Origin of the sequence: Paenarthrobacter sp. YAF11_1 (genome assembly GCF_052113445.1) — a bacterium.
In the GTDB taxonomy this organism is placed as follows: Bacteria; Actinomycetota; Actinomycetes; order Actinomycetales; family Micrococcaceae; genus Arthrobacter.
The window spans coordinates 122,863-147,099 of record NZ_JBFRDF010000004.1 but is presented as its reverse complement, the minus strand read 5'-3'; the positions used below and the strand labels follow the sequence as shown (position 1 = coordinate 147,099).

25 protein-coding genes are annotated in these 24,237 nt (G+C 62.9%); 14 read left to right on the top strand and 11 right to left on the bottom strand.

The window, feature by feature from the left end:
* Nucleotides 1–47: 47 nt before the first annotated feature.
* From AB4Y77_RS08220 to AB4Y77_RS08205, 4 genes are all read left to right on the top strand, one after another.
* Nucleotides 48–758 (top strand): hypothetical protein, encoded by a 711-nt coding sequence (locus AB4Y77_RS08220; RefSeq protein ID WP_311214824.1) that lies wholly within the window; start codon nucleotides 48–50, stop codon nucleotides 756–758.
* Entirely contained in the window at nucleotides 755–2,068 is a 1,314-nt protein-coding gene (locus AB4Y77_RS08215; protein WP_442013539.1) for an Ig-like domain-containing protein, read from the top strand. The genes AB4Y77_RS08220 and AB4Y77_RS08215 overlap by 4 nt, the downstream gene beginning before the upstream one ends.
* Before the next feature lie 98 nt (nucleotides 2,069–2,166).
* Complete coding sequence (locus AB4Y77_RS08210; protein ID WP_311214822.1) at nucleotides 2,167–2,625, top strand: carboxymuconolactone decarboxylase family protein; 459 nt, start codon at nucleotides 2,167–2,169, stop codon at nucleotides 2,623–2,625.
* A gap of 17 nt (nucleotides 2,626–2,642) precedes the next feature.
* Nucleotides 2,643–3,539, top strand: a complete 897-nt coding sequence (locus AB4Y77_RS08205) for a sigma-70 family RNA polymerase sigma factor (RefSeq protein WP_442013538.1) — start codon at nucleotides 2,643–2,645, stop codon at nucleotides 3,537–3,539.
* A 4-nt stretch (nucleotides 3,540–3,543) separates the two neighbouring features.
* On the opposite strand, the gene AB4Y77_RS08200 is transcribed toward AB4Y77_RS08205, so the two are convergent.
* From AB4Y77_RS08200 to AB4Y77_RS08190, 3 genes are read right to left on the bottom strand one after another with little or no spacing between them, the layout of a single operon-like run.
* Complete coding sequence (locus tag AB4Y77_RS08200) at nucleotides 3,544–4,356, bottom strand: hypothetical protein (protein WP_442013537.1); 813 nt, start codon at nucleotides 4,354–4,356, stop codon at nucleotides 3,544–3,546.
* Nucleotides 4,357–4,413: 57 nt separating this feature from the next.
* On the bottom strand, nucleotides 4,414–4,869 hold the full coding sequence (locus tag AB4Y77_RS08195; protein ID WP_442013536.1) for a hypothetical protein: 456 nt from the start codon (nucleotides 4,867–4,869) through the stop codon (nucleotides 4,414–4,416).
* A 19-nt stretch (nucleotides 4,870–4,888) separates the two neighbouring features.
* Nucleotides 4,889–6,868 (bottom strand): primary-amine oxidase, encoded by a 1,980-nt coding sequence (locus AB4Y77_RS08190; RefSeq protein ID WP_442013535.1) that lies wholly within the window; start codon nucleotides 6,866–6,868, stop codon nucleotides 4,889–4,891.
* Between the two features lie 122 nt (nucleotides 6,869–6,990).
* On the opposite strand from AB4Y77_RS08190, the gene AB4Y77_RS08185 reads away from it, so the two are divergent.
* Complete coding sequence (locus tag AB4Y77_RS08185) at nucleotides 6,991–7,584, top strand: TetR/AcrR family transcriptional regulator (protein WP_442013534.1); 594 nt, start codon at nucleotides 6,991–6,993, stop codon at nucleotides 7,582–7,584.
* On the opposite strand, the gene AB4Y77_RS08180 is transcribed toward AB4Y77_RS08185, so the two are convergent.
* Nucleotides 7,581–8,240 carry a LysE family translocator gene (locus tag AB4Y77_RS08180; protein WP_442013533.1) on the bottom strand — a complete coding sequence of 220 codons (660 nt, stop codon included), beginning with the start codon at nucleotides 8,238–8,240 and terminating at the stop codon, nucleotides 7,581–7,583. The genes AB4Y77_RS08185 and AB4Y77_RS08180 overlap by 4 nt on opposite strands.
* A 161-nt stretch (nucleotides 8,241–8,401) precedes the next feature.
* Here AB4Y77_RS08180 and AB4Y77_RS08175 point away from each other — a divergent pair, with 161 nt between their 5' ends.
* Nucleotides 8,402–9,814: an aldehyde dehydrogenase family protein gene (locus tag AB4Y77_RS08175; protein WP_442013786.1), complete on the top strand. Its 1,413-nt coding sequence runs from the start codon at nucleotides 8,402–8,404 to the stop codon at nucleotides 9,812–9,814.
* A 72-nt stretch (nucleotides 9,815–9,886) separates the two neighbouring features.
* On the opposite strand, the gene AB4Y77_RS08170 is transcribed toward AB4Y77_RS08175, so the two are convergent.
* Nucleotides 9,887–10,393 (bottom strand): hypothetical protein, encoded by a 507-nt coding sequence (locus AB4Y77_RS08170; protein WP_442013532.1) that lies wholly within the window; start codon nucleotides 10,391–10,393, stop codon nucleotides 9,887–9,889.
* A 110-nt stretch (nucleotides 10,394–10,503) separates the two neighbouring features.
* Here AB4Y77_RS08170 and AB4Y77_RS08165 point away from each other — a divergent pair, with 110 nt between their 5' ends.
* Nucleotides 10,504–11,361: a prephenate dehydratase gene (locus AB4Y77_RS08165; RefSeq protein ID WP_043806369.1), complete on the top strand. Its 858-nt coding sequence runs from the start codon at nucleotides 10,504–10,506 to the stop codon at nucleotides 11,359–11,361.
* Between the two features lie 32 nt (nucleotides 11,362–11,393).
* Here the strand turns inward: AB4Y77_RS08165 and AB4Y77_RS08160 are convergent, their stop codons facing one another.
* The 4 genes from AB4Y77_RS08160 to arsB are packed head-to-tail and all read right to left on the bottom strand — an operon-like array spanning nucleotide 11,394 to nucleotide 15,342.
* Complete coding sequence (locus tag AB4Y77_RS08160) at nucleotides 11,394–12,776, bottom strand: FAD-dependent oxidoreductase (protein WP_442013531.1); 1,383 nt, start codon at nucleotides 12,774–12,776, stop codon at nucleotides 11,394–11,396.
* A 27-nt stretch (nucleotides 12,777–12,803) separates the two neighbouring features.
* Nucleotides 12,804–13,781, bottom strand: coding sequence for a thioredoxin-disulfide reductase (gene trxB / locus AB4Y77_RS08155; RefSeq protein ID WP_442013530.1), 978 nt, complete (start codon nucleotides 13,779–13,781; stop codon nucleotides 12,804–12,806).
* Between the two features lie 23 nt (nucleotides 13,782–13,804).
* On the bottom strand, nucleotides 13,805–14,227 hold the full coding sequence (locus AB4Y77_RS08150) for an arsenate reductase ArsC (RefSeq protein ID WP_311213878.1): 423 nt from the start codon (nucleotides 14,225–14,227) through the stop codon (nucleotides 13,805–13,807).
* Nucleotides 14,224–15,342 carry an ACR3 family arsenite efflux transporter gene (arsB, locus tag AB4Y77_RS08145; protein ID WP_442013529.1) on the bottom strand — a complete coding sequence of 373 codons (1,119 nt, stop codon included), beginning with the start codon at nucleotides 15,340–15,342 and terminating at the stop codon, nucleotides 14,224–14,226. Before arsB ends, AB4Y77_RS08150 begins: the two co-directional genes overlap by 4 nt.
* 110 nt (nucleotides 15,343–15,452) lie before the next feature.
* Between arsB and AB4Y77_RS08140 the strand changes: the two genes are divergently transcribed.
* Nucleotides 15,453–15,809, top strand: coding sequence for an ArsR/SmtB family transcription factor (locus AB4Y77_RS08140; RefSeq protein WP_311213879.1), 357 nt, complete (start codon nucleotides 15,453–15,455; stop codon nucleotides 15,807–15,809).
* A gap of 59 nt (nucleotides 15,810–15,868) precedes the next feature.
* The gene (locus tag AB4Y77_RS08135; protein WP_442013785.1) at nucleotides 15,869–16,351 is read left to right on the top strand and encodes a GNAT family N-acetyltransferase; all 483 of its coding nucleotides are present in this window, start codon (nucleotides 15,869–15,871) and stop codon (nucleotides 16,349–16,351) included.
* A gap of 118 nt (nucleotides 16,352–16,469) precedes the next feature.
* Here AB4Y77_RS08135 and AB4Y77_RS08130 read toward each other — a convergent pair whose 3' ends face one another.
* Nucleotides 16,470–18,644: an MMPL family transporter gene (locus tag AB4Y77_RS08130; protein WP_442013528.1), complete on the bottom strand. Its 2,175-nt coding sequence runs from the start codon at nucleotides 18,642–18,644 to the stop codon at nucleotides 16,470–16,472.
* A 166-nt stretch (nucleotides 18,645–18,810) separates the two neighbouring features.
* On the opposite strand from AB4Y77_RS08130, the gene AB4Y77_RS08125 reads away from it, so the two are divergent.
* From AB4Y77_RS08125 to AB4Y77_RS08105, 5 genes are all read left to right on the top strand, one after another.
* Nucleotides 18,811–19,317, top strand: a complete 507-nt coding sequence (locus AB4Y77_RS08125; protein ID WP_442013527.1) for a MarR family winged helix-turn-helix transcriptional regulator — start codon at nucleotides 18,811–18,813, stop codon at nucleotides 19,315–19,317.
* A 29-nt stretch (nucleotides 19,318–19,346) separates the two neighbouring features.
* Entirely contained in the window at nucleotides 19,347–20,162 is an 816-nt protein-coding gene (locus AB4Y77_RS08120; RefSeq protein ID WP_442013526.1) for a methyltransferase domain-containing protein, read from the top strand.
* Between the two features lie 102 nt (nucleotides 20,163–20,264).
* Nucleotides 20,265–20,624 (top strand): YciI family protein, encoded by a 360-nt coding sequence (locus tag AB4Y77_RS08115; protein ID WP_442013525.1) that lies wholly within the window; start codon nucleotides 20,265–20,267, stop codon nucleotides 20,622–20,624.
* Nucleotides 20,625–21,842, top strand: a complete 1,218-nt coding sequence (locus tag AB4Y77_RS08110) for an RNA polymerase sigma factor (protein WP_442013784.1) — start codon at nucleotides 20,625–20,627, stop codon at nucleotides 21,840–21,842.
* A gap of 18 nt (nucleotides 21,843–21,860) precedes the next feature.
* Complete coding sequence (locus AB4Y77_RS08105; RefSeq protein ID WP_442013524.1) at nucleotides 21,861–22,844, top strand: aldo/keto reductase; 984 nt, start codon at nucleotides 21,861–21,863, stop codon at nucleotides 22,842–22,844.
* A 28-nt stretch (nucleotides 22,845–22,872) separates the two neighbouring features.
* On the opposite strand, the gene AB4Y77_RS08100 is transcribed toward AB4Y77_RS08105, so the two are convergent.
* Complete coding sequence (locus AB4Y77_RS08100) at nucleotides 22,873–23,946, bottom strand: DNA polymerase IV (protein WP_442013523.1); 1,074 nt, start codon at nucleotides 23,944–23,946, stop codon at nucleotides 22,873–22,875.
* Between the last annotated feature and the right edge of the window lie 291 nt (nucleotides 23,947–24,237).

Sequence of the window (24,237 nt, the reverse complement as noted above, 5' to 3'; positions counted from 1 at the left end):
TAAAATCACTCTGATAGACACCGCGCACCTTCCTAAGCTGGTACAGCATGTGCGAACAGCCCAAGCGACATATCCGAAGCGCCTTGACTCCGCTGCGGGTTGTGCTGGCAGGTCTGGGAATCGCCGTGATTATTGCCGCAGTGGTGATGCTCCTTTCCCCTGAGGATGTCCTTCCCGAAGCCGTCCCTGACGTATTGCTCCCTTTGGCCGTGGGCGCCGGTATTGTGCTGCTCGTCGCTGGCGTCTTCATGCCGATGGTGAGGGAGATCGAACTCGGCCCTATCCCCACTCTCAAGATCGCCCCAGCACTGAGGGATCGCGAAAGTGAGCTCCGCAGCGTCTTCGAACGGCAGAAAGGGGACATGGAGTATTGCGCCCATCTGCTGTGCGATAACCCGGAGACGGCGCGGAAACTGCTCGAGGCCTCCTGGTCCCTGGCGTCCAGCGCGTGGAAAGGACCGGTGACTCCCCAACTGCGCGTCTACACGTTATGCGTTTTTGTGGAGCTCCTCCGTAAGCATGAAAAGTGGCTCCAATCAGATGGCGACCGGACACGAAAACCACCCCGGCGGAACCGGAACCCGCTATCCAGGCTTCCCTACGAGGAGCGGATAGCCATTGTGCTCCACGAGTTTGCCAACCTGACTGTTGGTGAAATTGCGGGCATGACGGGGCGTCCGGCAGAGAGCGTCGGTAAATCCTTGGCGCACGCCGAGGCAACGACCGGTCGCCTGGCCTTGGAGGAGGGCCGGCCATGAGGGACGTGCTGCGGGAACGGTTGCTGGCCGAGGCCTCGTTGCACGCACAAACACATCCCGCAGATCTGGGTCTTGCCCTGGCCGAAGGGATGTCCACCGTTCGCCGCCGGATCATCCGGGCCTGGGTGATAGCCGTGGTGGTGTCGTTGGCTTTAATGGCGGCCTTTGTGGCAGCAGTGATGATGAGATCCGCGCCGTCACCATCGCCTATTCTGCAATCAATCACCATCACGGCTCCAAGCCAGCGCCTCCATCCTGATGCCACAGTTGATCTCAAAGCTTCGGGAACTTACAGCAACGGCGAGACAAAGGAACTGGGCGACGGTCTGTCGTGGAATTCAGACATGCCGGAGGTTCTTGCCGTTTCCGAGACCGGGGTTGCCACGGCGGCCACGACAGGTGCTGCGCAAATAACAGCGGCTCATAGTGGGGTCTCCGGCTTACTGGAATTTCAGGTCGTCGATCCGGACCCTGGTCTAAGCCTCGTCAGCCTTGTCATAGTTCCTGGCAGCAGAACAGTTCCTGCGGGTGAAACCACCCAGCTCATGGCCCACGGCACCTTCAGCGACGGTTCAATCGGGAACCGCAATGAACCGGCTATCTGGGACTCCCTCAACAAAGGCATTGCTACCGTCGACGGAAACGGGCTGGTCACAGGTGTCAGCCAGGGTGCCGCCACCATCACCGCCAAGGAAGGCAACTTGCAGGCTACGGCTGCCATCACGGTCACTGGTCCGGGCACCCCCACCGATCCCCCCGCGGGGTGCGTTGTTAACCCTGCCACGCTGCGTGTCAAGCACACCCAAACACAACCACTGACGGCCTTCATCACTGCTTCGAATGGGACGCGGGCACCCCCCACGACGGTGACGTGGTCTTCGAAGGATTCCAAGATCGCGAGCGTGAATACGTCGGGTTCAGTCACAGGCACTGGTCATGGATCGACGACGATAATCGCGCTGTGCGTCGACGCCAACGGCAAGGAGTGGCAAGCTACGGCATCCGTCACCATCGAACCTGTGGCGACAGCAATAGCCGTCTCTCCCGCAGGACCGCACGGACTCACTATTGGTCAGCAGCGGCAACTCACCGCGACGGTCAAGTTCAGTGATGGAACAACGAGCACCACTGCTCCAGTAGCGTGGCGTGCCATTCCCCCGCTCGCGGCAAGAGTGGACGCGAGTGGCCTCGTTACCGGTTTGCGTAACGGGCAGGCCAGTGTGACCGCCTCACTCGACAACGCAATCAGTAAACCCGTCTCATTTGCCATAGGCGACACGGTGGCCACCCAGCAACCACAAGCCCAATAACGGTTGCTGCCGGCCCACTCCTGCTGTACGAGGTGTCACACTTTCGGCGTCGGATCCGACATCCCTGATGTAAGGCTCCATCACTGAAGGGAAACACCATGACCCGCATCAACATCGGACGCAGCAACAAGCTCGGCTACGCCGCCGTCATCGGACTGGAGGGCTACGCCCGCAAATCGGTGGATCCTGATCTGTACGAACTCATCAAGCTTCGCGCCTCCATCCTCAACGGGTGCGGCTTCTGCGTTGACATGCATGCCACGGACGGCCGGAAACGTGGGATTCCGGCCCGCAAGCTGCATGCTGTGGCGGCCTGGCAACATTCCAAAGTGTTCTTCGATGCACGCGAGCAGGCCGTGCTGGCACTCACGGACGCTGTGACGCAGCTCGGTCCCGACACCGTGACAGACGAAATCTGGAACGCGGCAGCCACTCATTTCGACGACAGCCAGATGGGTGGCCTGCTCCTGGCCATCTCCACCATCAATGTCTGGAACCGGATTGCCATCAGCACGCAAATGGAGCCGCCATTGGATGAGAAGAACCCGCTGGTCTGAGCGGTAGCGTTGGCAGCATGACTCTTGGGGTGTCGGCCACTGTGGCGTGGCAGAGCGAACGGAATCGTCTGTTGGGGATTGCCTACCGGATGTTGGGCGATTTCGGCCATGCAGAGGACGTCGTCTCGGAAGTGGCGATCGACGCCGTACGGCAGGAGCGGAAGCCGGAGTCCCGGGTGGATTCCTGGCCTGCGTGGCTGACCACCGTGTGCGTGCGGCGATCCGTGGATCGCGTCCGCCAACTCGCCGCAGCGAGGGAGGAATACATTGGCCCTTGGCTGCCCGAGCCGGTGGACACGTCACAGCTCCCGGAGGAAACGCTGGCCAACCGCGAGCTCCTGTCCTTGACCTTGTTGCATCTGGCTGAGCAACTGGCGCCGGAAGCGCGGGCGGCGCTGGTGCTGCACCGCGCTTTCGGGATGTCGGCCCCGGAGATCGCGGAGATCCTGGAAAAGACCCCCGCCGCGGTACGCCAAATGATTTCGCGCGCCGAACGCCGCCTGGACATTGACCCGGACGCCCCGGCGCCCCGGGCTAAAGACCGTGCGGCGTTGGACAAGCTGGTGCACGCGATTGAACAGGGCGAGCTTGAGACCGTGGTGGCCATGCTGGACCGGGATGCGGTGCTATGGGCCGACGGCGGAGGCAAGGTCAAGAGCGCCATGAACCCGCTGTTCGGGGCAGCAAGGATCGCGCGCTTCTTTGCAGGCGTGCTCGGTAAGGCGGTGGTTTTCGATCCTGTCCGGCCGGTTCGGGCAGAAATCGTCGAGGTGAACGGCGAAGCGGCCCTCGTGCTCAGGCACAACGGGCGCGCTGACATCGTGACCATCAATTGCAGAGCGGACGGCGCCATCCGCGAGCTGCGCCAGGTTTCCAACCCGGACAAGCTGACGCGGCTTTCGCTCGTTCCTTAGGTCCTTAGTCCCCCGCCGAGCCGCTGACGCGCAGGGCGTTGATGATCGCCGGGATGGAGGCGATCAGCATAATCAACGCCCACACCAGCGCCACCACCACGGTGATCAGCGCCCAGAACTGATCACCGATGGACACCAGCGGTCCAGGCAGGAAGCCGTGAATGATCCCCAGAACAACCTGCAGCAGCACCGAAATCACCAGCAGTACCACCAAGCCAGTGACCTTGAGGAACTTCGGCTGGCTCAGGATCAGCAGCACGGCGAAGACGATCTTGAGCAGCAGCAACAGGCCAAGGATGGCTGCGGCCTGGCCTTTGGGAAAGCTCCCCCACAAGGCCAAGTACGCGATGGTCCCGAATGGTGCGGACACGAAGAGCCCGATCATGAGGAACAACTTTGCCAGCGCCAGCATCGCAGTGAGGAAGGCAGCGATGACCCACAGCAGCGTCACGATCAGCGTGGCAATTCCCTGAACCCGCCCGTACGTTCGCAGGTCCATGATCAGGCTGAGCCCCAGCATCACCACGGTGAACAGCAGCAGCCCATCCAGGAAAGCCAGAAAACCAATCCCGGCACCGGGCGGATCGGCGTCCGGCCGCTGCAAACTGCTGAACACCGGAAGCGGAACACCCAGCCTGGTGGCTTCGGCTGCGGATACGGGCTCGACGGCGGCCTGGCCCAGCAGGAGCGACATCCCCACCTCGGCCAGGACTACTACGGCGAAGACCACCAGTGCCGCGTAGAAGAAGGGACGGCGCAGGGCCTCCGGGTCAGGCCCGTTACGGAACCCCTCACGAAGTGACCACGCTGCGGCCATGGGTCCATTGTGGCACCGGGGGTTTCAAATACAAGGTTGGTCCAGTGCATCGTTGGGTCAGGACACCACCGCGACCCGGCGCCGAAGCCGCGCTACCAGCGTGGCGGCGAGTAACGCCGTCGTGATTTCCAGTCCGATCACCAGCAAAAGTCCGGCAGCGCCGGATGACACAACCGTGCCGGATGAGACAACAGCGTTCGACGCCGGTCCCCCGCCGTGGGCGTGGCCGGAACCGCCCGTTCCCAACAGCAGGACAGCGTGGAGTCCAACCATGGCCAACGCCGAAATGGTCACTTGATGCAGCGCGCCGACCCGGCTGTGCCTCCAGATGTGGACTGTGCACGGGACGCAGACTGCCGCCAGGCCGATCATGAGGATGCCCAGCCACGCCTGATGGTGTCCAGTGGCTGCGAGCCACAGGTGCACCAGGCAAGAGACAGCCGTGAGGGCCGCGCAGATCCGGGGGTGCAGGACGGGCCCGGAGACCCGGACCCGTCCTGCCATTGTTGTCATTTCTTTATTCCGATGCGGTTCAGTGGCAGTGCCCGGCGGGCTCGCCATGTTCGCCGCCGGCCGCGCCGGACTCGCTGTGGCAGCTCGCACCCGAGGCGTTGGCCGGCACGTCCAGGACCGGGCTGCGGTCGAAGAAGCCTTCCGGGCGGAGCTTGAAGCCAACCGTGTCCACGGGCATGATCGGCCAATCTTCCACGCGCGGGAAGTGTGTGAGTCCGAAGGTATGCCACACCACAATGTCCTGGCCGTCGATCTCGCGGTCCTGGGCAACGTAGGCCGGCAAGCCCGCACCGCCGGAATGCTGGTTCACGAAGTCGCCCGTAGGGTAGCGCTCCTCGTCGGAGTAGCGGGTGACCCACAGGTCCTTGGTGGCGAAAGCGGCGCGCTTCGCGATGGACGAGCCGGGATCGGCCAGCAGCGTGGGCTGGTTCTCGGCGTGGAGCTTGTAACCAACTGGCTCGCCGAGACGATTCCTGGACTCCGGGTTGGAGATGATCCACGTCCTGCCTGCGCGGGCGTCGGCCTCGCGGACGGCTTCTGATTCTTTGGTCAAGAGTGTGCGCTTGCGGGAGAACGCGTTGCCACGTTCATTGCCTTCACCCATCGCTTGGCGGACCACGTCTTCTTCCTCCACCTGGTTGGTGAAGCCGTCAATGGCCATGTCCAGCCGGGCGCTGAAGAGGTGTTGGTGGAAGGGTGCACCGAGGCCCGGGGCGAGCTGGGAAATGTTGTCCGAGCCGCCTTCCGGGAAAGCGCTGGTGAAGACGACGCCGGTGGCTTTGGCCTCGAACTCGATGGTGCCGTCCAGGTAGAGGTACCAGTAGAAGCCGTAATCGTAGTTGCCGATGGTGGTGAAGAAGGAGATCACCAGGCGGCGGTTGCGGCGGGTGTAGTTGATGCCCGTCCAGAGGTCCGAGTGCTTGGAGAGGATGCCCCAGTCTTCCTCGTGCATGCAGATGCCGTTGCGGATTTCGCGGGGGTTGCCGAAAGCGTCACTGATGACGGGGCTGAGGTAAGTGATGTCCCCCAGGCAGTCACAGCCCAGTTCCAGGGAGTTGGCGTACTGACCCACCAGGTATTCGCCGGTGTCGAAGTAGTTCTGCCAGGACCTGATGGGCGAAGGGTCGCCGTAGGGAACCACCATTTCTGCGATGGAGGCACGGTTGATGATGGGGCGCTTTGTGTCGCCGTCCTGGAAGGCGAGGTTGTGGAGGACAACTCCCTCCCTGACATCGAAGCCGACGTCCACGCTCCACTTTTCCCACTCAACATGGTTGCCGCCGGTGACGCTAAAGCTCGGGCCTTCGGGCTGGGTAATGCTGATGGGCTTTTGGGTTTCGCGCAGCGGACCTGTGAGATCAGGATCTGTGTAGTTTCCGTGCTCTGTCGGGATCGGCATGGCGCCGAGGTCGATCACCTGGGTGACTTCCTTGTTGACCACGTCCACGTAGCCCACCAGTCCGTCCACGGGGTGGGCCCAGGCGCTGTCTTCCGGGAAGTTTTGCACGAAAGCCAGGCCACGGAGGATACGGCGGCCCCGCTCCTCCTCATATTCAAAGTAGCCGGCAGACAGAGGGGCTACACGGACTTTGGCGACGTCCAAATTGCGCACAGCGAGTGCGGCAAGCCACCGTTCGTCGGTTGCGAGGAGCGTCTCCACTACCTCGAATTCTTCCTCGAGTACAGGAAGTTCGCCGGAAACCATGGTGTCCAGTTCCTTCGTGGTCAGGATCTCGCCGCGGGTCACGGAGACCAGGACGTCGCTGGGCGCTCCTCCGGAAATGTCGTGAAGGAAGATGCGGAAGCGGCGGTCCTGCTCCGGCTGGTTGCGGGACGGGTCCACCAACCCCAAATAGGCGATGCGCTTCTCAGCGCCAAGGTGGCCGGCGGCCTGCAGGATCCCCTGCACCTGGGAGATCTCGGCGCCTGTTGCCAGGGCGTACTGTGTTTCCTCAATGGCGACGGCGTCGGTTGCTGTCTCAGTTGCTGTGGGCGTCATGGCTGCCTCTTGTCCGGGACCTATGATGGGTCAGGATTTATTTTCTATAGGTGTAGAGAATAACCAAAACGTAAGATGGGTCACAAGACCTGTCCACCATTTATTTTTCGGGAGCCCCTCCAGTGCCAAAGATTGTTGACCACGATCAACGACGCCTCGAACTGGTGGACGCAACCTGGCGGATCATCGCGAAGCTGGGCATGGAAGGTGCCACCATGCGCGAGATTGCCGAGGAAGCCGGCTTCGCCAATGGCGCCCTCAAGCCGTACTTCCCTACCAAGGACCTCCTGCTGACCTCGGCGTTCGGCCACGTCTTCAACCGCACCAATCAGCGCATCGCCACCATGACCGAGGGGCTCTCAGGGGTGGCGGCACTCCGCGCGTTCTGCGCCGAAGTCCTGCCACTGGATGAGGAGCGCGTCAACGAAGCCCGCATCGTCATCCCGTTCTGGCAAAAGGCCCTCAACGACGCCGGCATGGCAACCCTCCACAGCGAGTCCATGAGCCAGTGGCACACCACCATCACCGCTCATTGCGCAGCAGCCCGGGCGGCCGGCGAGATCAAAGCCCCCATCGGGGACGCCGCCGTCGCCGACCACTTGCTGAACATGATGCTCGGTGCGCAGATTGTTTTGGCGTTGTCCCCGGCCGAACATTTCTCGCAGGATCTAGCGGGGCAGTTGGATAACTACCTCGCGCTGCTTGCCGCTAGCTAACTGGTGGCGCCCGACGCCACTACGCCAACGCCCAGGCCGGCGATGACACCGCTGCTGACGCGCTCGACGACGGTGCTTACCTTGGGGCGCTTAAGCCACCGCATCGCCTTGAACGCGACGACGGCGATCATCGACAGATACGCGAAGGCGATAACAGCCACCACCACGCCGAGGATGAGCGAGGTGCCCATGGTGTCCCCGCCGTGCGGGATGAACTGCGGCACCACGGCCAGGTAGAACAGTCCCACTTTGGGGTTGAGCAGCGTGGACAGTGCCCCTGCTCCCAGAGCGGAAAGCCTGCTGTATGGGAGGGGCGCGTTCTCCACCGCTCCGGTTCCGGCTGCGGTAGCGGCGTTTGCTGCTTTGGCCGCTTTCCGGGACTTGACGAATGAAGAAACGCCCAAGTACAGCAAGTACAGGCCTCCGGCGATCTTGACCCAACGGAACAATTCCGCGGACTGCTCCAGGATGGCGGCCAGACCTACGCCCACCAACGCAGCCCAGGCAATAGCGCCAACGGCAGACCCTGCAGCCGCAGCGATTCCAGCGCTGGGACGGTTCAAGGCAATACGCAGAACAAGGAACGTGTCCGGTCCAGGCGTCACGGACAAGACCAGGCAGAGGCCAGCGAAGGCTGCGAGGGAAGCAAGAGTCACAAGCTCGATTATCAGGCACTGGGCGCTCAACAGAAAGCGTTCGCTTCCCGTCAAGGGCCGTTCGTGCGTAGACAAGGCCTATCTGCGTGACGCCGACCACACTGGAAACATCGCCGCGCGCCTCACTGGCCGCCAAGAATTACTACCCGAGCGGAGTACCAATGGAGACTTACGACGCCCTGCTGGCCTCGATCACCCCGGCCACCGGCCAGATCAGCCGCACCATCCTTGACCCGGCCACGGGCGAGGCTGTCGGCGAGGCACCTGTTCACACGGTGGAAGACCTCGAAGCCGCCATCACCGCCGCTACCGCAGCACAGCCGGCATGGGCTGCCTTGGGCCACGACGCCCGGTCCGCTGCGCTCATGAAGGCCGCCGACGCCGTCGAACGTTCCGCCGAAGAACTCGCCCAGCTCCTCTCCCGCGAGCAAGGCAAGCCGTTGAACGGGCCGAACGCCCGCTTCGAAGTCGGCGCCTGCGCCGCCTGGCTCCGCGCCACCGCTGCCACGCCCCTTGATCCGGAAACCGTGGTGGACGACGGCGAAACGCGCGCCGAACTGCATTACCGGCCCATCGGCGTCGTCGGTGCCATCGGCCCGTGGAACTGGCCCATGATGATCACCGTTTGGCAGATCGCGCCGGCCCTGCGCATGGGCAACGCCGTGGTGGTCAAGCCCTCCGAATACACCCCGTTGTCCGTGCTGGCACTGGTCTCGATCATCAACCAGGAACTGCCGGAAGGCCTGCTCTCCGTAGTCTCCGGCGGGCGCGACGTCGGCGCCCGGCTTGCTGAGCACCCGGCCATCGGCAAGGTCATGTTCACCGGCTCCACTGCCACGGGCAAGGCGATCATTCGTTCCTCGGCCGATACCGTCAAGCGGCTCACCCTGGAGCTTGGCGGCAACGACGCCGGCATCGTCCTCCCCGATTCGGATCCCAAGGCAATTGCTGAGGGGTTGTTCTGGGGCGCGTTCATCAACACCGGCCAAACCTGCGCGGCCCTGAAGCGCCTCTACGTGCACGAGTCCCAGTACGAAGCCGTGTGCACCGAGCTCACCGCCGTAGCCGCCGCCATGCCCATGGGCAACGGCCTTGATGAGAACAACGTCCTCGGCCCGTTGCAGAACCGGCAGCAGTACGACATCGTGGCCCGGCTCGTGGAGGCCGCCAAGGAATCCGGCGCCCGAGTGCTCCTCGGCGGAAACCCGGACGCGGAGCAGCCCGGCAACTTCTACCCCACCACCTTGGTAGCCGACATCGACAACGACAACCCGCTGGTCGCCGAAGAACAGTTCGGACCGGCCCTGCCGATCATCAAATACAGCACCGTTGACGAGGCAGTCGCCAAGGCGAACGGGCTCGACGTCGGACTGGGCGCCTCCGTCTGGTCCTCAGACCTGAACGCCGCACGCGAAGTCGCTTCCCGCATCCAGGCAGGCACCGTGTGGATCAACAAGCACGGAGCCGTGGACCCCCGTGTCCCGTTCGGCGGAGCGAAGCAGTCCGGCTACGGCCTGGAGTTCGGAGCCGAAGGCCTCAAAGCACTCGGCGTCCCCCAGATCATCAACGGCTAACCCCCGCCGCCCTTTCCCAAGTAGGTAACAGATAACGTCGCAATGAGCCCTCATAGCGACGTTATCTGTTACCTACTCTTGCTTCCCAGTGTTTGGCCATGCTGCTATCGCAAGAATGATCACGCCGCATGCACCTATGACGACGCCGTCGAGCTCGTGCCCAAGCCTGGCGACAACGGCCGCTCCCAAGGCCAGGACTCCCGTCCCGGCCAGTAGCGGTCGCCGGGCGCTGGCACTCCATGCGATGAGCGCGACGCCGAAGAACGGGCTGTACTGAAATCCCAAGGCGACGTCGGCGAAGAAGGACACCACGGCCGCACAACAGAGAAGCCCGGAGGCGCTGGTCCGGTGAGCCAAACGCCGGCAGTAGAGGTAGACGATGAGAGCTGACAACAGGCTCAACCCGTGTGTCGCAACCTGCCACGGCCCTGATGCCAGGACGTTCTGTCCCGATGCTCTTGAAAGCAGGACTGCCCACAAGACCGTGAACAGGCCGATGATCGTGCCCGCGAATCTTGCTACCCGCTGCTCGTTGACATTGTTTGCCGTGTTTCTTTGGAACGCTGTCGCAGTCGTCATCGGCCGCCCCCAATCCTTGTTGCGAACCTAGGGTCGGTGGCACCCAGTTGTCCAGTCACAGGGTGGACGCGGTTGGGAGCCCGGGCGCTCAGCGTGTAACCATGAGCATCATGGCCCAGAAGATTGCGTACCAAGGTGAGCCCGGAGCCAATTCGGATCTCGCGTGTAAGGAAATGTTCCCCGAACTCGAGAGCGTGCCGTGCGCCAGTTTTGAGGACGCCTTTGAGCTGGTGTCCACCGGGGAAGTCGATCTTGCCATGATTCCCATTGAGAACTCCATCGCCGGGCGTGTGGCCGATATCCACGTCCTGCTCCCTCAGTCCAAGCTGCAGATCGTGGGCGAGTACTTCCTGCCGATCCGTTTCGACCTTCTGGGCATTCCGGGCAGCACCATTGAAGGCGCTACGGAGGTCCACAGCCACATCCACGCTCTGGGTCAGTGCCGCAGGATTATTCGCGAAGCCGGCCTCAAGCCCGTGATCGCCGGCGATACTGCCGGTTCAGCCCGTGAGGTCCGGGACTGGAACGATCCCCGCAAGCTGTCCCTGGCTCCGCCGCTCGCCGCTGGACTGTACGGTCTCGAAGTCCTGGCTTCCGGTGTGGAGGACGATCCCACCAACACCACCCGCTTTGTTGTTCTGGCCCGGGAACGGGAGCTCCCCACCAAGGAAGAGCTGCCCGGCCCTGCGATCACAAGTTTCGTCTTCCGGGTGCGCAACGTTCCTTCGGCCCTTTACAAAGCACTTGGTGGCTTTGCGACCAACGGCCTCAACATGACGCGGCTGGAAAGCTACATGGTGGGCGACGAGTTCGCGGCCACGATGTTCCTTTCCGACGTCGAAGGCCACCCCGAAGACGCCCGTCTCCGCCGGGCCTTGGAAGAACTGGAGTTCTTCACTACCGAGGTGCGCGTCCTGGGTGTCTACGCCGCTGATGGTTACCGCGAACGGAACACTGTCAGCGCTTGAGCACTCGGACTGGAACGTCGGCCAGCCACGTTCTACCCGCCTGAACGGCCGTGGGCCAGCCCGGTGGGGAAGCCAACAAATGCCGGCTCTGGAGATGCGCAGCAGCCGGCCTCCTTCTCCGCTGCTGTAGCTGGTGACGAAGCAGCCACGGCAGGAACGTCACAGCTGGTACCTGCATCGGAGGAACAGACTCCGGTCTCCGGAAGTTCAAGGTGAACGGTGTCGGCCGCAGCCTGGTCGCCTGCGAGTGCCGCGGCCACGGAACGGACTTGCTCATAGCCGGTGGCCAGCAGGAAGGTGGGCGCACGGCCGTACGACTTCATTCCGACGATATAGAAGTCCTTCTCCGGATGGGCAAGCGCCTTCGCGCCGTGCGGCGGGACTGTGCCGCAGGAGTGGAATTCGGGATCGATCAGCGGTCCCAATTCCGTCGGCGCTTCAACAGCAGGGTCCAGGTTGAGGCGTAGTTCGCGGAGCATCGCAAGGTCGGGACGGAACCCGGTACAAGGCACGACGACGTCTGTCACCAGGGTGCGTCCGTCACCGGCCGTCACGGTGAGGCCGGGATCGGAATCGGTCAGCGAGCTCGTGCCGAAACCGGCGTGCAGTTCGATCGTGCCAGCGTCCACCAGCCGACGAAGCCTGACCCCGAGCTGGCCGCGGGCCGGCAGTCCATCCGAGTCGCCCCCTCCGTAGACCTTCTCTGCGGAAGCGCCACGAATGGCCCAGAGAATCTTCGTGTCAGGGGCGTCCTTGGCCAATTCCGACAGTTTGATCAGCGTGTTGGCTGCCGAGTGCCCTGCACCCACCACCAGGACGCGACGACCAGCGAAGGCGGCCCGGTCCCGGCCGGTAACATCGGGCAGGGGCGAAGAGATGCGGTCTGCTGCACGCTCCTCACCGATGGCAGGCAAACCCGAGGTCCCCAACGGGTTCCGGGTGGACCACGTTCCGGAGGCATCGATGACGGCTGAGACCATGACATCGCGTACCTCGCCCGCAGCGTATTCAACCCGGACGATAAACGGCGTGGTGTCGCGGAGACGCACATGGGTTTTGTCGAGCCCGACGCGGGTAACGGCGATGACACGGGCGCCAGTTCGCAGGCGGGAAGCAATTGCCGGGAGTTCTGCCAGCGGGGCAAGGTAGTCGTCGATCAGCTCCCCGCCGTAAGGCAAAGCCGTCGGTCGAGGCGATTCCCAGCCAGTGCCCTCGAGGAGCCGGACAGCTGCCGCATCCATGGTGAACCTCCACGGCGAGAAGAGACGGATGTGCCGCCATTGTTCGATTGCTGCCCCTGCAGAGCTGCCGGCTTCGAAAATGATCGGCTCAAGGCCGCGTTCGAGCAAATGAGCTGCGGCTGCCAGCCCAACCGGGCCCGCACCGATGACTGCGACGGGGAGGTTCTTGTCCATGCGTACTCGTATCTCCGTTGGTGAAACTCAGAAGTGGGTGGGCTCTTCGACCAATGCCGTGGCAATGCTGTGGGCGTCGTCCAAGGCGGCGAGGTAGCGCTCAGCATCGAGGGCAGCTGAGCAACCAGTGCCGGCGGCGGTGATGGCTTGGCGATAACGATGATCCACCGCATCACCGCAGGCAAAGACGCCCGAAAGGTTGGTGCAGGTAGTGGGTGAGTCCACTTTGATGTAGCCCTCGGCGTCCAGGTCAACCTGTCCTTCCACCAGCTCTGTTCGCGGCAGGTGTCCGATCGCAACAAAGATACCGGTGGCCGCCTGCTCCCGCGTTTCACCCGTCCGGGTGTCCTTGAGCGTCACGCCGGTGACCTTGGCGTCTCCGTGGATGGCCGTGATGGCCGAGTTCCACGCGAACGTGATCTTGGGATTGTCCTTGGCACGCTGGGCCATGATGCGCGATGCCCGCAGCTCATCCTTGCGAACCACGACAGTCACGGACTTACCGAAACGCGTCAGGAAGGTAGCTTCCTCCATGGCGGAGTCGCCGCCACCCACCACAATAATGTCCTGCTCGCGGAAGAAGAAGCCGTCGCAGGTGGCACACCAGGAGACACCGTGCCCGCTGAGTTTCTTCTCTTCCGGAAGCCCCAGTTCCTTGTATGCAGACCCGGTGGCCAGGATGACGGCCGAGGCCTCGTGCGTCTCGCCGCCTCCAGTGACCACCCGCTTGAGGTGACCCTTGAGGTCAACCTCAGTGACGTCGTCGAACACTATCCGGGCTCCGAACTTTTCGGCCTGTTCCTGGAGTCCATCCATCAGCTCCGGCCCTTGGATACCAGCAGGGAACCCCGGAAAGTTCTCCACTTCCGTGGTGTTCATCAGGGCGCCACCAGCAGTGACGGAGCCGGCCAGCACCAAGGGATTGAGTCCGGCGCGGGCGGCGTAGATAGCGGCCGTGTAGCCGGCAGGGCCGGACCCGATGATGATCAGCTGTTCGGTGCTCATGGGACTCTCTCCTGGTGGTTGGATTACTTGGCTGTGGGGCTCAACGAGGCAATCAGGTTCTCGATGCGGGTCTTGATTTCGTCGCGAATGGGCCGGACAGCGTCCACTCCCTGTCCGGCGGGATCTTCAAGGACCCAGTCCTCGTAGCGCTTGCCGGGGAAGTAGGGGCATTCGTCGCCGCAACCCATGGTGATTACTACGTCCGATTCCTTGACGGCCTCTGTGGTGAGGACCTTGGGGATCTCGGCCGACATGTCGATGCCAAGCTCGGACATGGCTTCAACGGCAGCGGGATTGACCTTGTCGGCCGGCTGGGAGCCAGCAGACCGAACTTCGATGGCCCCCTGGGAGATAGCGGTGAGGAACGCTGCTGCCATCTGCGAGCGGCCAGCGTTGTGGACGCAGACGAAAAGGACGGAAGGCTTCTTTACGGCATCGGTGGTCATGAATTTCCTCGAAGGTCAGGCGGCGATATTGGTGGGGTGAAATAGCGCTTGCGCGCCCATAGGGCCACATACACAAGTGCAACAAGGACGGGTACTTCAATCAAGGGGCCGACGACACCGGCGAGTGCCTGACCTGACGTAACACCGAAGGTTCCAATCGCTACAGCGATGGCGAGCTCGAAGTTGTTGCCCGCAGCGGTAAAGGCCAAGGTCGTGGTCTTGGCGTACCCGAGATTCAGCAGGCGGCCAATCACCATTCCGGCACCGAAGACCACAACGAAGTAGACCAACAACGGCAAAGCGATGCGAAGGACGTCCATCGGCCGGGAAATGATGGTCCCGCCCTGGAGCGCAAACAGGAGCGTGATGGTGAAAAGGAGTCCGCAGAGCGCCCAGGGACCAATCTTTGGCAGAAAGCTCTCCTCGTACCAGCCCCGGCCCTTGGCCTTCTCACCGATGACGCGGGTGAGTAGGCCGGCGAGCAGCGGGATGCCCAGGAAGATCAGCACAGAAAGCGTTATGGCCCAGAAGGAGAAGTCGGCGGCCGTGGTGGGAAGTCCCAGGAGGGACGGCAGCCACTGGAGGTAGAACCACCCCAAAGCCCCGAACGCGACCACTTGGAAGACAGAGTTGATGAACACCAGGACAGCGGCAGATTCACGGTCCCCACAGGCGAGGTCGTTCCAGATCATGACCATGGCGATGCAGCGTGCCAAGCCGACAATGATCAGCCCGGTCCGGTACTCCGGCAGGTCAGGGATGAACACCCAGGCAAGCGCGAACATGAAAGCTGGAGCCAGTACCCAATTGATCACCAAGGACGTGACCAGCAGCTTTCGATCGGCCAGCACACGGAACGATTGGTCGTAGCGCACCTTGGCAAGAACCGGGTACATCATCACCAGCAGGCCTATGGCGATAGGCAAGGAGACTTCGCCAATCTTCACGGCCTCCAGTGCGGTATTCAGGCCGGGAATCAGGCTGCCCAGCAGCAGGCCCAGCGCCATGGCCGCGACGATCCACACTGGCAGGAACCGGTCCATGGCCGAGAGTTTCCCAGCGGCGTCATGACCGGCGGCACTCTGCTGAGCCGCGATGTACGTTGGGGTGCTCACTGAACTCCAGACTCATGTTGGTGGGTTGCCGAAAACCAAAGATTGATGAACTTCGATATGAGTATGTCCAACTATATCGATGATTGTCAATGTGTGTGCATAATGGATGCATGAACCCAGGGGAAACTCTTGAGCTGACACCAGTGGATGCAGAAGCGTGCTGCGAGCCGTCGGGACAACCATCAATCGACGACTACGAAGCACAGCTGAGGGCGTCCGTGTTCAAGGCCCTCGCAGATCCCAACCGCCTGCGCCTGCTGTCCATCGTCAGGGGTTCAGAAGGTGGCGAGGCGTGCGTTTGCGACCTCACCCAGCCCCTGAACCTCGGGCAGCCGACAGTATCGCACCACCTGAAAATCTTGGTCGACGCCGGCCTCCTCCACCGAGAAAAACGTGGCACATGGGCCTACTACTCGCTCGTCCCCGGCGCCATAGAACGCACCACCGGCTTGCTGGAGAGCCTGTGACCAACCAAGCGGTAACCGACCCACGTCCCAAGGACGGCAAAGGGGTCCGCATCCGACCCATGACAACGACGGACTGGCCACGCGTAAGGGAGATCTTCACTGCAGGCATCGAGTCTGGGCACGCCACCTTTGAAGCCGCTGCGCCAGAGTGGGAACAATTCGACGCAACGCGACTCAAGGATCACCGCCTCGTCGCTGAAAAGGAGGGTCAGGTTCTGGGCTGGACCGCCGTGTCCCCGGTGTCGTCGCGGGCCGCTTACACGGGTGTCGTGGAGCATTCCATCTACGTAGCAGGAGATGCCCGGGGTCTTGGCGTCGGAAAGAGCCTCCTCCGCGCCCTCATCGCCTCCACCGAGAATGCGGGTATTTGGACAATCCAAGCCAGCGTTTTCCCCGAGAATGCAGCCAGCCTCAGGCTCCACGACGATGAAGGGTTCTGCGTTGTGGGCCGGCGAAACCGAATCGCCCGCATGCCGCACGGTCCCCTCGCCGGGCAGTGGCGGGACACAGTCCTGATTGAGCGCAGATCTTCCGTGTTTTAAGCACCAGTGGACACCGTCGTCGGAACGGGCGACGCAACCCGGCGCCTGCATACCGGCCAGCGCGTGACCGTGGATGGAGGCGCCGGCTACGTCGACACGAGAGACCAACAGGACTGACTTAGCGCCCCACCGACGCCTCTTCCTCTTCACGAGGCCCCACCGCGTCCGACGAAGACTCACGCGCCAGCTTGTGCGGCCACCAGATCTTGCTGCCGATGTCGTACGCCAGGGCAGGTACCAGCAGCGACCGGACCAACACGGTATCCAGCAGCACACCGAACGCCACGATGAAGGCCAGCTGCACCAGGAACATGATGGGGATGACACCAAGCGCTGCGAACGTAGCAGCCAGGACCACACCGGCGGACGTGATGACCCCACCAGTTACCGCCAGCCCCCGCAGGATTCCCGGGCGGGTCCCATGCTTCAGGGACTCTTCGCGCACGCGGCTCATCAGGAAGATGTTGTAGTCCACGCCCAGCGCCACAAGGAACACGAAGCCAAACAATGGCACCGTGGCATCGGCGCCCGAGAATCCGAAGACCCCGTTGAACACCCACGCCGAGACACCCATGGCGGCACCGTAGGAAAGCACCACGGAGAGCACCAGCAACACCGGAGCCACCACGGAGCGCAGCAGAAGCATGAGGATGAACAGGATGACGATCAGCACAATCGGGATGATGACCACAAGGTCGCGCTGTGCAGTCGTGTTGGTGTCCAGCGCGGTCGCGGTCACTCCACCCACCAAAGCTTCGGGATCAACCTCGCGGACGGCCACCCGCAGCGACTTCACCGCTTCTTCCGCTTCAATGGAGTCCGCGGCCGAGTTCAGCGTCGCATTGATCAGTACCCTGCCCTCGCGCACGACCGGGTCAGATGGAGCGCCGGGAGCACCGGTGATGGGCACGTTTCCGTCGGCCAGCAGGTAGGCGTCGCCCACGCCGTCGGCGGTTTTGACCTTCTCCAGGACCTGCTGCGCGGAACCTTCCGAGGCGACCACGACGGCGGGGCTGCCGCTGCCGGCGTCGAAATGGCGCGCCAGTGCTTCCTGTCCGTCCACGGCGTCGGAGGCCGAAAGAATGACGTCCGTTTGCGGAACTCCGTTGGCTTTCAACTGCATCAGCCCGGTGGAGGCCGCAAGGAGCAGGAGCACCGAAGCCACCCACACAACGCGGGGCCGGCGGGAGACCAGACGACCCGTGGCGCGCCACAGACCCTTTTGCCCCTCAAGTCCGGTGACAATCTCAGGTTCGCGTTCGTCGTCGGGCAGCAATTTGGGACGGAAGGGCCAGAAGGCGGCCCGGCCAAGCAAGGCCATCAGCGCAGGCAGGAGCGTGAGCGCTGCGAACAAAGAGCAAAGGATGCCGGCAGCGGCCACCGGGCCCAGTGCCTTGTTGGAATTCAGATCGGAGAACAGCAGGCAGAGCAGCGCGATGATGACGGTGGCCCCGGAAGCGAGGATCGGCTCGAACGATGCCTTCCACGCCGTGATCACGGCGTGCGTGCGGTTGGTGGTGTGGGTCAGCGCTTCACGGAACCGCGCCACGTACAGCAGCGCGTAGTCGGTAGCCGCGCCAATCACCAGGATGGACAGAATGCCTTGGCTTTGGCCGTTCAGCTGGATCCAGCCTGCCTTGGCCATGCCGAACACCAGCAAAATGGCGGCACACAGGGCAAAGACCGACGTGAAGAGCACCGCCAGCGGCAGCACCACGGAGCGGTACACCAGAAGGAGGATTACGAACACTGCACCCAAGGCAACCAGGAGCAGGATGCCATCGATCCCGCCGAAAGCGTTGACGAGGTCGGCGGTCAGGCCCGCGGGTCCTGTGACAAAGGCCTTCATGCCATCGGGCGCTCCGGGCTGAACGACGTCGCGCAGTTCCTGGACTTTCTCGCGGAGTTCATCGGAGGAGGCCATGGGGACGATGAACTGGACGGCTTTGCCGTCTTCCGAAGGGATGGGCCCGACGACGGCGCTCCCCAGCTTGAGTGCCTCAATGTCGGCCTTCAGCTGGGCTGCTTCGCCCAGCTGGGCCGGGGTGAACGCGGCATCGCCCTCAACGATGACCACGGCGGGGATCTCTTCGGAGTCCCGGAACTTGGCCTGCCAGTCGCCCGCCTCCGTGGCTTCGGCGCCTGAGGGGAGGAATGAGGCTTGGTCGTTGGAGGAAACCTCTTCCAGCCGCCCAAAGGTAGGGCCGCCAATGCCGGCGATGCCCAGCCACGTAATGACCAGCACCACGGGGATCAGCCAGCGCAGCCAGAACGGTACTTTCCGCGAGTTCATGAGTCCTTCTTCTGTGGGGATGCTTGAGGCCTTTATTCCATCACAGATTATCTCTATGATGGAACTATTCCAAGGGTTGGCCCAACCGGATGCCAAAATCCTTCACTGCTGGGAGTAATATCCGGAAGGCAGTAATCACCAGACAAACGCTGGCAGGAGGGCGGATATGTCGGACACACCAGCCATGCGCCCCGAAAACGCAGCTCCCCAAGAACTGGTGCGGCTCCTTCAGGACTTCACCCTCGAAGCCAACCACTACGTTGACGCAGCCGGTGGCCGAAACGACATGCACCGTACGGACCTCAACGCACTCGCCGTCATCATGCGCCACTCCGCGGCGGGCAAGGTTGTCACGCCGGGTGTTCTCCGCGCTGAACTCCGGCTCAGCTCCCCCGCCACCACGGCATTGGTTGATCGCCTGCATGCCTCCGGGCACGTGGTGCGCGAACGACTCGGCACGGACCGCCGGCAAGTTCAACTGCAGATGACACCCAAGGCCTATCGGGACGGAAGCGCCATGTTCATGCCGCTTGCCATCCGCATGGGCACGGCCATGGCCGCCTACAGCTCCGAGGAATTGGAACTTGTCACCCGCTTCATGACGGACATGGTGGAAGCAACCCTCGCCGCGCGCGAGGAAGCATCCCAACCCGACGCAACGCATTCCACCTAATTCCACCTTCCAAGTTGTAGCGTTTCCCTATGAACGCGCAGCAGCCTGAAGATGTCTACACCCACGGACACCACGAGTCGGTTGTCCGGGCCCACGCCTCACGGACCGCCGAGAATTCGGCCGCGTTTGTGATCCCCCATCTCACCGCCGGGACTTCAGTGCTCGACGTCGGCTGCGGACCCGGCAGCATAACGTGCGATTTCGCGGGGATGGTTTCGCCCGGGCAGGTGATCGGTTTGGACCGTTCACCTGATATTGTCGCCCAGGCCACCGAGTTGGCTACTGAGCGGGGCGTGGACAACGTGACCTTCCAGACCGGCAACATTTACGATCTCGACTTCGAGGACGAGTCCTTCGACCTCGTCCATGCCCACCAAGTCCTCCAGCACCTCACCGACCCCGTAGCCGCCTTGCGCGAGATGCGCCGGGTGGCCAAACCCGGTGCGATCGTTGCCGTGCGCGACGCTGATTTCCACGGCATGAGCTGGTACCCGGAAGTTCCGGAGCTCGACGACTGGATGGAGTTGTACCAGAAGATCGCCCGCCGCAACGGAGCAGAACCCGACGCCGGCCGACGCCTGGTTTCGTGGGCCCAGCAGGCTGGATTCACCCAAGTGGCTCCCACCAGCAGCAACTGGCTCTACGCCACCGCCCAGCAGCGCGCCTGGCAGTCGCGGGTCTGGAGCGAAAGGGTGCTGCACTCCGCATTCGCTGAGCAGGCGTTGGAATACGGTTTCGCCAATGAAGCCGACCTCGCCCGGATCGCCGCGGGCTGGCACCGCTGGGGAGCCACCGATGACGGGTACTTCCTCATCCCCAACGGCGAGGTCATTGCACGGGCCTGAAGCTTTTGAAAAGAATTTCCCGAGCCATGTAGAAAAGCCCACCGCAGTTCCGACCCATGAGTGAAGGCAACCACAAAGGGTGCCCCTCGCAAGGAGTTTGAGATGAAATACATGATCATGATGTTCGGGTCGGCCGAGGGCATGATGGAAACCGCTGATCCGGAGTGGATCAAGGAAATGATCGGGTTCATGATCCAGATCGACAAGGACCTGACCGAGTCCGGCGAGCTCGTTTTCAACGCAGGGCTGGCCGACGGCAGCACCGCGAAGCTCGTCAAGCAGACCCCGGACGGCGTCATCACCACTGACGGCCCCTATGCCGAGTCCAAGGAATCGCTGGTGGGCTACTGGGTGGTTGATGTCGTTAGCGAGGAGCGCGCGGTGGAGATCTGTTCAGGCATCGTGAAGTACGCGCAGGTAGTCGAGCTTCGCGCTGTTCAGGAAGCGCCCCCGGAGGTCTAGCTGGACCTTCCACCGGAAGCACCAATAGAGGACCTGCTGCGCACCTTGGCGCCGCAGGTCCTCGGCGTGCTGGCGAGGACTCACGGCCAGTTCGATGCGTGCGAGGACGCCGTCCAGGAAGCACTCCTTGAAGCCTCCCTACGATGGCCAACGGCCTTGCCGGACAACCCGAGGGCGTGGTTGATGACTGTCGCAAACCGCCGGTTGGTGGACATGTGGCGCAGCGAAAGCGCCCGGCGCGTCCGGGAGGAACGCGCCTCAGCCATCGATTTCCCAGCAGGTCCAGTCCCGGAAGCAGACGACACCCTTACCCTCATGTTCCTGTGCTGCCATCCGGCACTGTCTGCACCATCGCAACTCGCCTTGACGCTTCGCGCAGTTGGAGGACTCACGACGGCGGAAATCGCCTCGGCTTTCCTGGTCCCCGAAGCGACCATGGGACAGCGCATCAGCCGCGCAAAACAGGGGATCCAGAAGGCGGGAGCCACCTTCACCCTGCCGCCTGCGTCCGAGCGCAACGCGAGGCTCGGCGTCGTTCTTCACGTCTTGTACCTGATCTTCAACGAAGGTTACGCGGCAAGCTCGGGTCCATCCCTGCAGCGCGAAGAGCTCACCACGGAAGCCATCCGGGTGACGCGCCTGCTGGTGGCCGTCGCACCGCATGAGCTTGAGGCCGTCGGCCTGCTGGCGCTGATGTTGCTGACCGATTCCCGGCGGGCGGCGCGTACTCTGCCGGACGGAACACCGGTGCCGTTGGCGGAGCAGGACCGAAGCCTGTGGAATCAGGAGCAGCTGAAGGAGGGCATCGCGCTGTTGTCCTCCGTGCTGGGGCGTGGGGCGGCCGGGCCGTATCAACTTCAGGCGGCCATCGCTGCCGTTCACGCAGAGGCCGCCGCAGACGAACAGACTGACTGGCCGCAGATTCTGGCCCTCTACACGGTCCTTGATGCCGTCGCACCCAGTCCCGTGGTCACCCTGAACCGGGCGGTAGCTGTGGCCATGGTGCATGGGCCCGTCACTGGGCTGGAACTATTAATCGGCCTGGATGAAGCGCTCGGCAGGACCCACCGCTTGGACGCCGTGAGAGGCCATCTACTGGAGATGGCCGGCTCCTACGCTGAGGCCCGCGCAGCGTATCTCTCGGCCGCCAAGAAGACGGCCAGCCTGCCGGAACGAAAGTACTTAATGGGAAAAGTTGCGCGGATGGACGAGCAATAACCCCATATAGTCGAATCCATGGAACAGCGCATACTTGGCAAGACCGGCCGGTCCGTCTCAACCGTCGGGCTGGGAACGTGGCAACTCGGAGCCGACTGGGGTTCCGTCACCGAAGAGGACGCCTTTGCCGTCCTGGAAGCCTCTGTACAAGGCGGCGTCAACTTCTTTGACACGGCAGACGTCTACGGTGATGGCCGAAGTGAGCAGTTCATTGGCCGCTTCCTGCGCGCCAACCCGGACCTGCACATCACGGTCGCCACCAAGATGGGCCGTCGGGTGGATCAAGTCCACGGGAATTACACGCTCGAGAACTTCCGGGCCTGGACCGACCGCTCTCGGCGCAACCTGCAGCAGGACACCCTGGACCTCGTTCAATTGCACTGCCCTCCCACGTCCGTGTACAGCAGCGACGAAGTCTACGACGCACTGGACACCTTGGTCAGCGAAGGCGCCATCCGCAACTACGGTGTCAGCGTCGAGCGCACGGATGAGGCGCTCGAAGCCATCAAGCGCGGGAACACCGCTTCCGTGCAGATCATCCTCAACGCCTTCCGCTTGAAACCACTCGACGAGGTGCTGCCCGCAGCCAAGGAAGCGGACGTTGGCATCATTGCCAGGGTGCCGCTGGCCTCCGGCCTGCTGTCCGGGAAGTACACGCCGGATACCCAATTCCCGGAAAACGATCACCGCAATTACAACCGCGACGGGTCCTCATTCGACGTCGGCGAGACCTTCTCCGGCGTCGATTTCGCCTCTGGCGTCAAGGCCGCACAGGAGTTCAGCGGTTTAGTGCCCGACGGCGTCAGCACCGCCCAAGCGGCCCTCGCCTGGGTCATCGCCCAGGACGGCGTCACAGCGGTCATTCCCGGTGCTCGCTCAGCTTCGCAGGCAGCTGCAAACGCCGAGGCGGACGGGCTGCAGTCTGTTGGAGCAGGTTTGGCTGACGGGGTGCGGGACATCTACGACCGCTACTTCCGCGAAGCGATCCACCCGCGCTGGTAGCTGACGGTCCGCCGTCGTGCGCTGGTTTTTACCAGCCGCTGCGCGTCGGCGTGTGGCCTTTGCGGGCCTCTTCGGGCATGGACATCTCTGCACGCAATCCGAGGAGCCGAATGGGACGGTCCGGCTCCATTTTTCCTGTGAGGTCCAAGGCCTGCGCGAGGACTTCTTCCCTGTCGAAAGTCTCGGGAATTTTCCTGGCGTAGGTCTTGGTGAAGAACGGCGCGTAGCGGACTTTCAGGGTCAGCCCGATCACCGGGCGTCCCTCCGCTGCGACGTCTTCCAGGACGCGGGCGGTCAGTTCCTTGATGGCGTCGCTGATCTGGGTGGGCTCGGTGAGGTCCTGCTGGAAGGTGGTCTCGCGGCCATGTGCCCTGGCGACCCACGGAGTGTCATCCACTTCGCTGGAACCCTCACCGCGTCCCAACTGCGCATACCAAGGGCCCATCTTGGGGCCAAACTCCGTGACGAGATCCAGGGGATTGCATGCGGCAAGCTCAGCCACCGTAGTGATCTGGTGCTTCGCCAGCCGTTGCGACACTTTGCTCCCGACGCCCCACAATTCCTTGGTGGGCTTTTCGCCCATGACGTCGAGCCAGTTCTCCTTGGTAAGCCTGAAAATTCCGGCGGGTTTGCCGAAATCCGTGGCATTCTTGGCGCGGACCAACGTGTCACCGATGCCCACACTGCAGTGCAGTTGGGTTTGCTCGAGGACGGCGGCCTGGATCTGCCGGGCATAGGCGTCCGGGTCCTCAGTTTCGATACCAACGAAAGCCTCGTCCCAGCCAAGCACTTGAACCGTGGCTCCCGGCTGTGCGCGCAGCGTGGTCATCACTACATCCGAGGCCGCCAAATACGCCTCCTGATCAACCGGCAGGATGATGGCGTCGGGCACTTTCCGGGCCGCAATCCTGAGCGGCATCCCCGAGCCGACGCCGAACGCCCTGGCTTCGTAGGATGCGGTGGACACCACAGCCCGCTCCGTGGGGTCGCCCCGGCCTCCGACGATGATCGGTTTGCCCGCGAGCTCGGGCCGCCGGAGTATCTCGACAGCGGCAATGAACTGGTCCAGATCGACGTGCAGCACCCACGGGATTCCGCTCACGACACCAGTTTGCCCCACGGCGTTGCTTGGGCTGTACCTTCCCCACCTACTTTGAGCTTCGGGAGCCCGGGAAACAACCTATTCCGGGTGCATTCGGGGCGGTCAGTCGCCAAAGAGGGTGGTGACGGCACGCGCCCCGGTTTCTCGCCCAACGGTCAATCGTCATTTCTCCGTCAGGAACATCATGCAGTCCAACATCGGCGGGCACACCTTGCCCTCAGTAAAGGTGATTGGTGGTTTCTGCCCTCAGGGACAAGCCGCTAAAAAGTCGGCACCCTGCTTTAGCGTCGC

What these genes read in the sequence shown, in the direction of transcription:
- AB4Y77_RS08140 (WP_311213879.1), top strand. Translation starts at nt 15,453, where the DNA reads ATGAACCCAGGGGAAACTCTTGAGCTGACACCAGTGGATGCAGAAGCG.
- AB4Y77_RS08120 (WP_442013526.1), top strand. Translation starts at nt 19,347, where the DNA reads ATGAACGCGCAGCAGCCTGAAGATGTCTACACCCACGGACACCACGAG.
- AB4Y77_RS08210 (WP_311214822.1), top strand. Translation starts at nt 2,167, where the DNA reads ATGACCCGCATCAACATCGGACGCAGCAACAAGCTCGGCTACGCCGCC.
- AB4Y77_RS08105 (WP_442013524.1), top strand. Translation starts at nt 21,861, where the DNA reads ATGGAACAGCGCATACTTGGCAAGACCGGCCGGTCCGTCTCAACCGTC.
- AB4Y77_RS08150 (WP_311213878.1), bottom strand. Translation starts at nt 14,227, where the DNA reads ATGACCACCGATGCCGTAAAGAAGCCTTCCGTCCTTTTCGTCTGCGTC.
- AB4Y77_RS08130 (WP_442013528.1), bottom strand. Translation starts at nt 18,644, where the DNA reads ATGAACTCGCGGAAAGTACCGTTCTGGCTGCGCTGGCTGATCCCCGTG.
- AB4Y77_RS08125 (WP_442013527.1), top strand. Translation starts at nt 18,811, where the DNA reads ATGTCGGACACACCAGCCATGCGCCCCGAAAACGCAGCTCCCCAAGAA.
- AB4Y77_RS08190 (WP_442013535.1), bottom strand. Translation starts at nt 6,868, where the DNA reads ATGACGCCCACAGCAACTGAGACAGCAACCGACGCCGTCGCCATTGAG.
- AB4Y77_RS08200 (WP_442013537.1), bottom strand. Translation starts at nt 4,356, where the DNA reads ATGGCCGCAGCGTGGTCACTTCGTGAGGGGTTCCGTAACGGGCCTGAC.
- AB4Y77_RS08195 (WP_442013536.1), bottom strand. Translation starts at nt 4,869, where the DNA reads ATGACAACAATGGCAGGACGGGTCCGGGTCTCCGGGCCCGTCCTGCAC.
- AB4Y77_RS08165 (WP_043806369.1), top strand. Translation starts at nt 10,504, where the DNA reads ATGGCCCAGAAGATTGCGTACCAAGGTGAGCCCGGAGCCAATTCGGAT.
- AB4Y77_RS08205 (WP_442013538.1), top strand. Translation starts at nt 2,643, where the DNA reads ATGACTCTTGGGGTGTCGGCCACTGTGGCGTGGCAGAGCGAACGGAAT.
- trxB (WP_442013530.1), bottom strand. Translation starts at nt 13,781, where the DNA reads ATGAGCACCGAACAGCTGATCATCATCGGGTCCGGCCCTGCCGGCTAC.
- AB4Y77_RS08115 (WP_442013525.1), top strand. Translation starts at nt 20,265, where the DNA reads ATGAAATACATGATCATGATGTTCGGGTCGGCCGAGGGCATGATGGAA.
- AB4Y77_RS08135 (WP_442013785.1), top strand. Translation starts at nt 15,869, where the DNA reads ATGACAACGACGGACTGGCCACGCGTAAGGGAGATCTTCACTGCAGGC.
- AB4Y77_RS08160 (WP_442013531.1), bottom strand. Translation starts at nt 12,776, where the DNA reads ATGGACAAGAACCTCCCCGTCGCAGTCATCGGTGCGGGCCCGGTTGGG.
- AB4Y77_RS08170 (WP_442013532.1), bottom strand. Translation starts at nt 10,393, where the DNA reads ATGACGACTGCGACAGCGTTCCAAAGAAACACGGCAAACAATGTCAAC.
- AB4Y77_RS08220 (WP_311214824.1), top strand. Translation starts at nt 48, where the DNA reads ATGTGCGAACAGCCCAAGCGACATATCCGAAGCGCCTTGACTCCGCTG.
- AB4Y77_RS08175 (WP_442013786.1), top strand. Translation starts at nt 8,402, where the DNA reads ATGGAGACTTACGACGCCCTGCTGGCCTCGATCACCCCGGCCACCGGC.
- AB4Y77_RS08215 (WP_442013539.1), top strand. Translation starts at nt 755, where the DNA reads ATGAGGGACGTGCTGCGGGAACGGTTGCTGGCCGAGGCCTCGTTGCAC.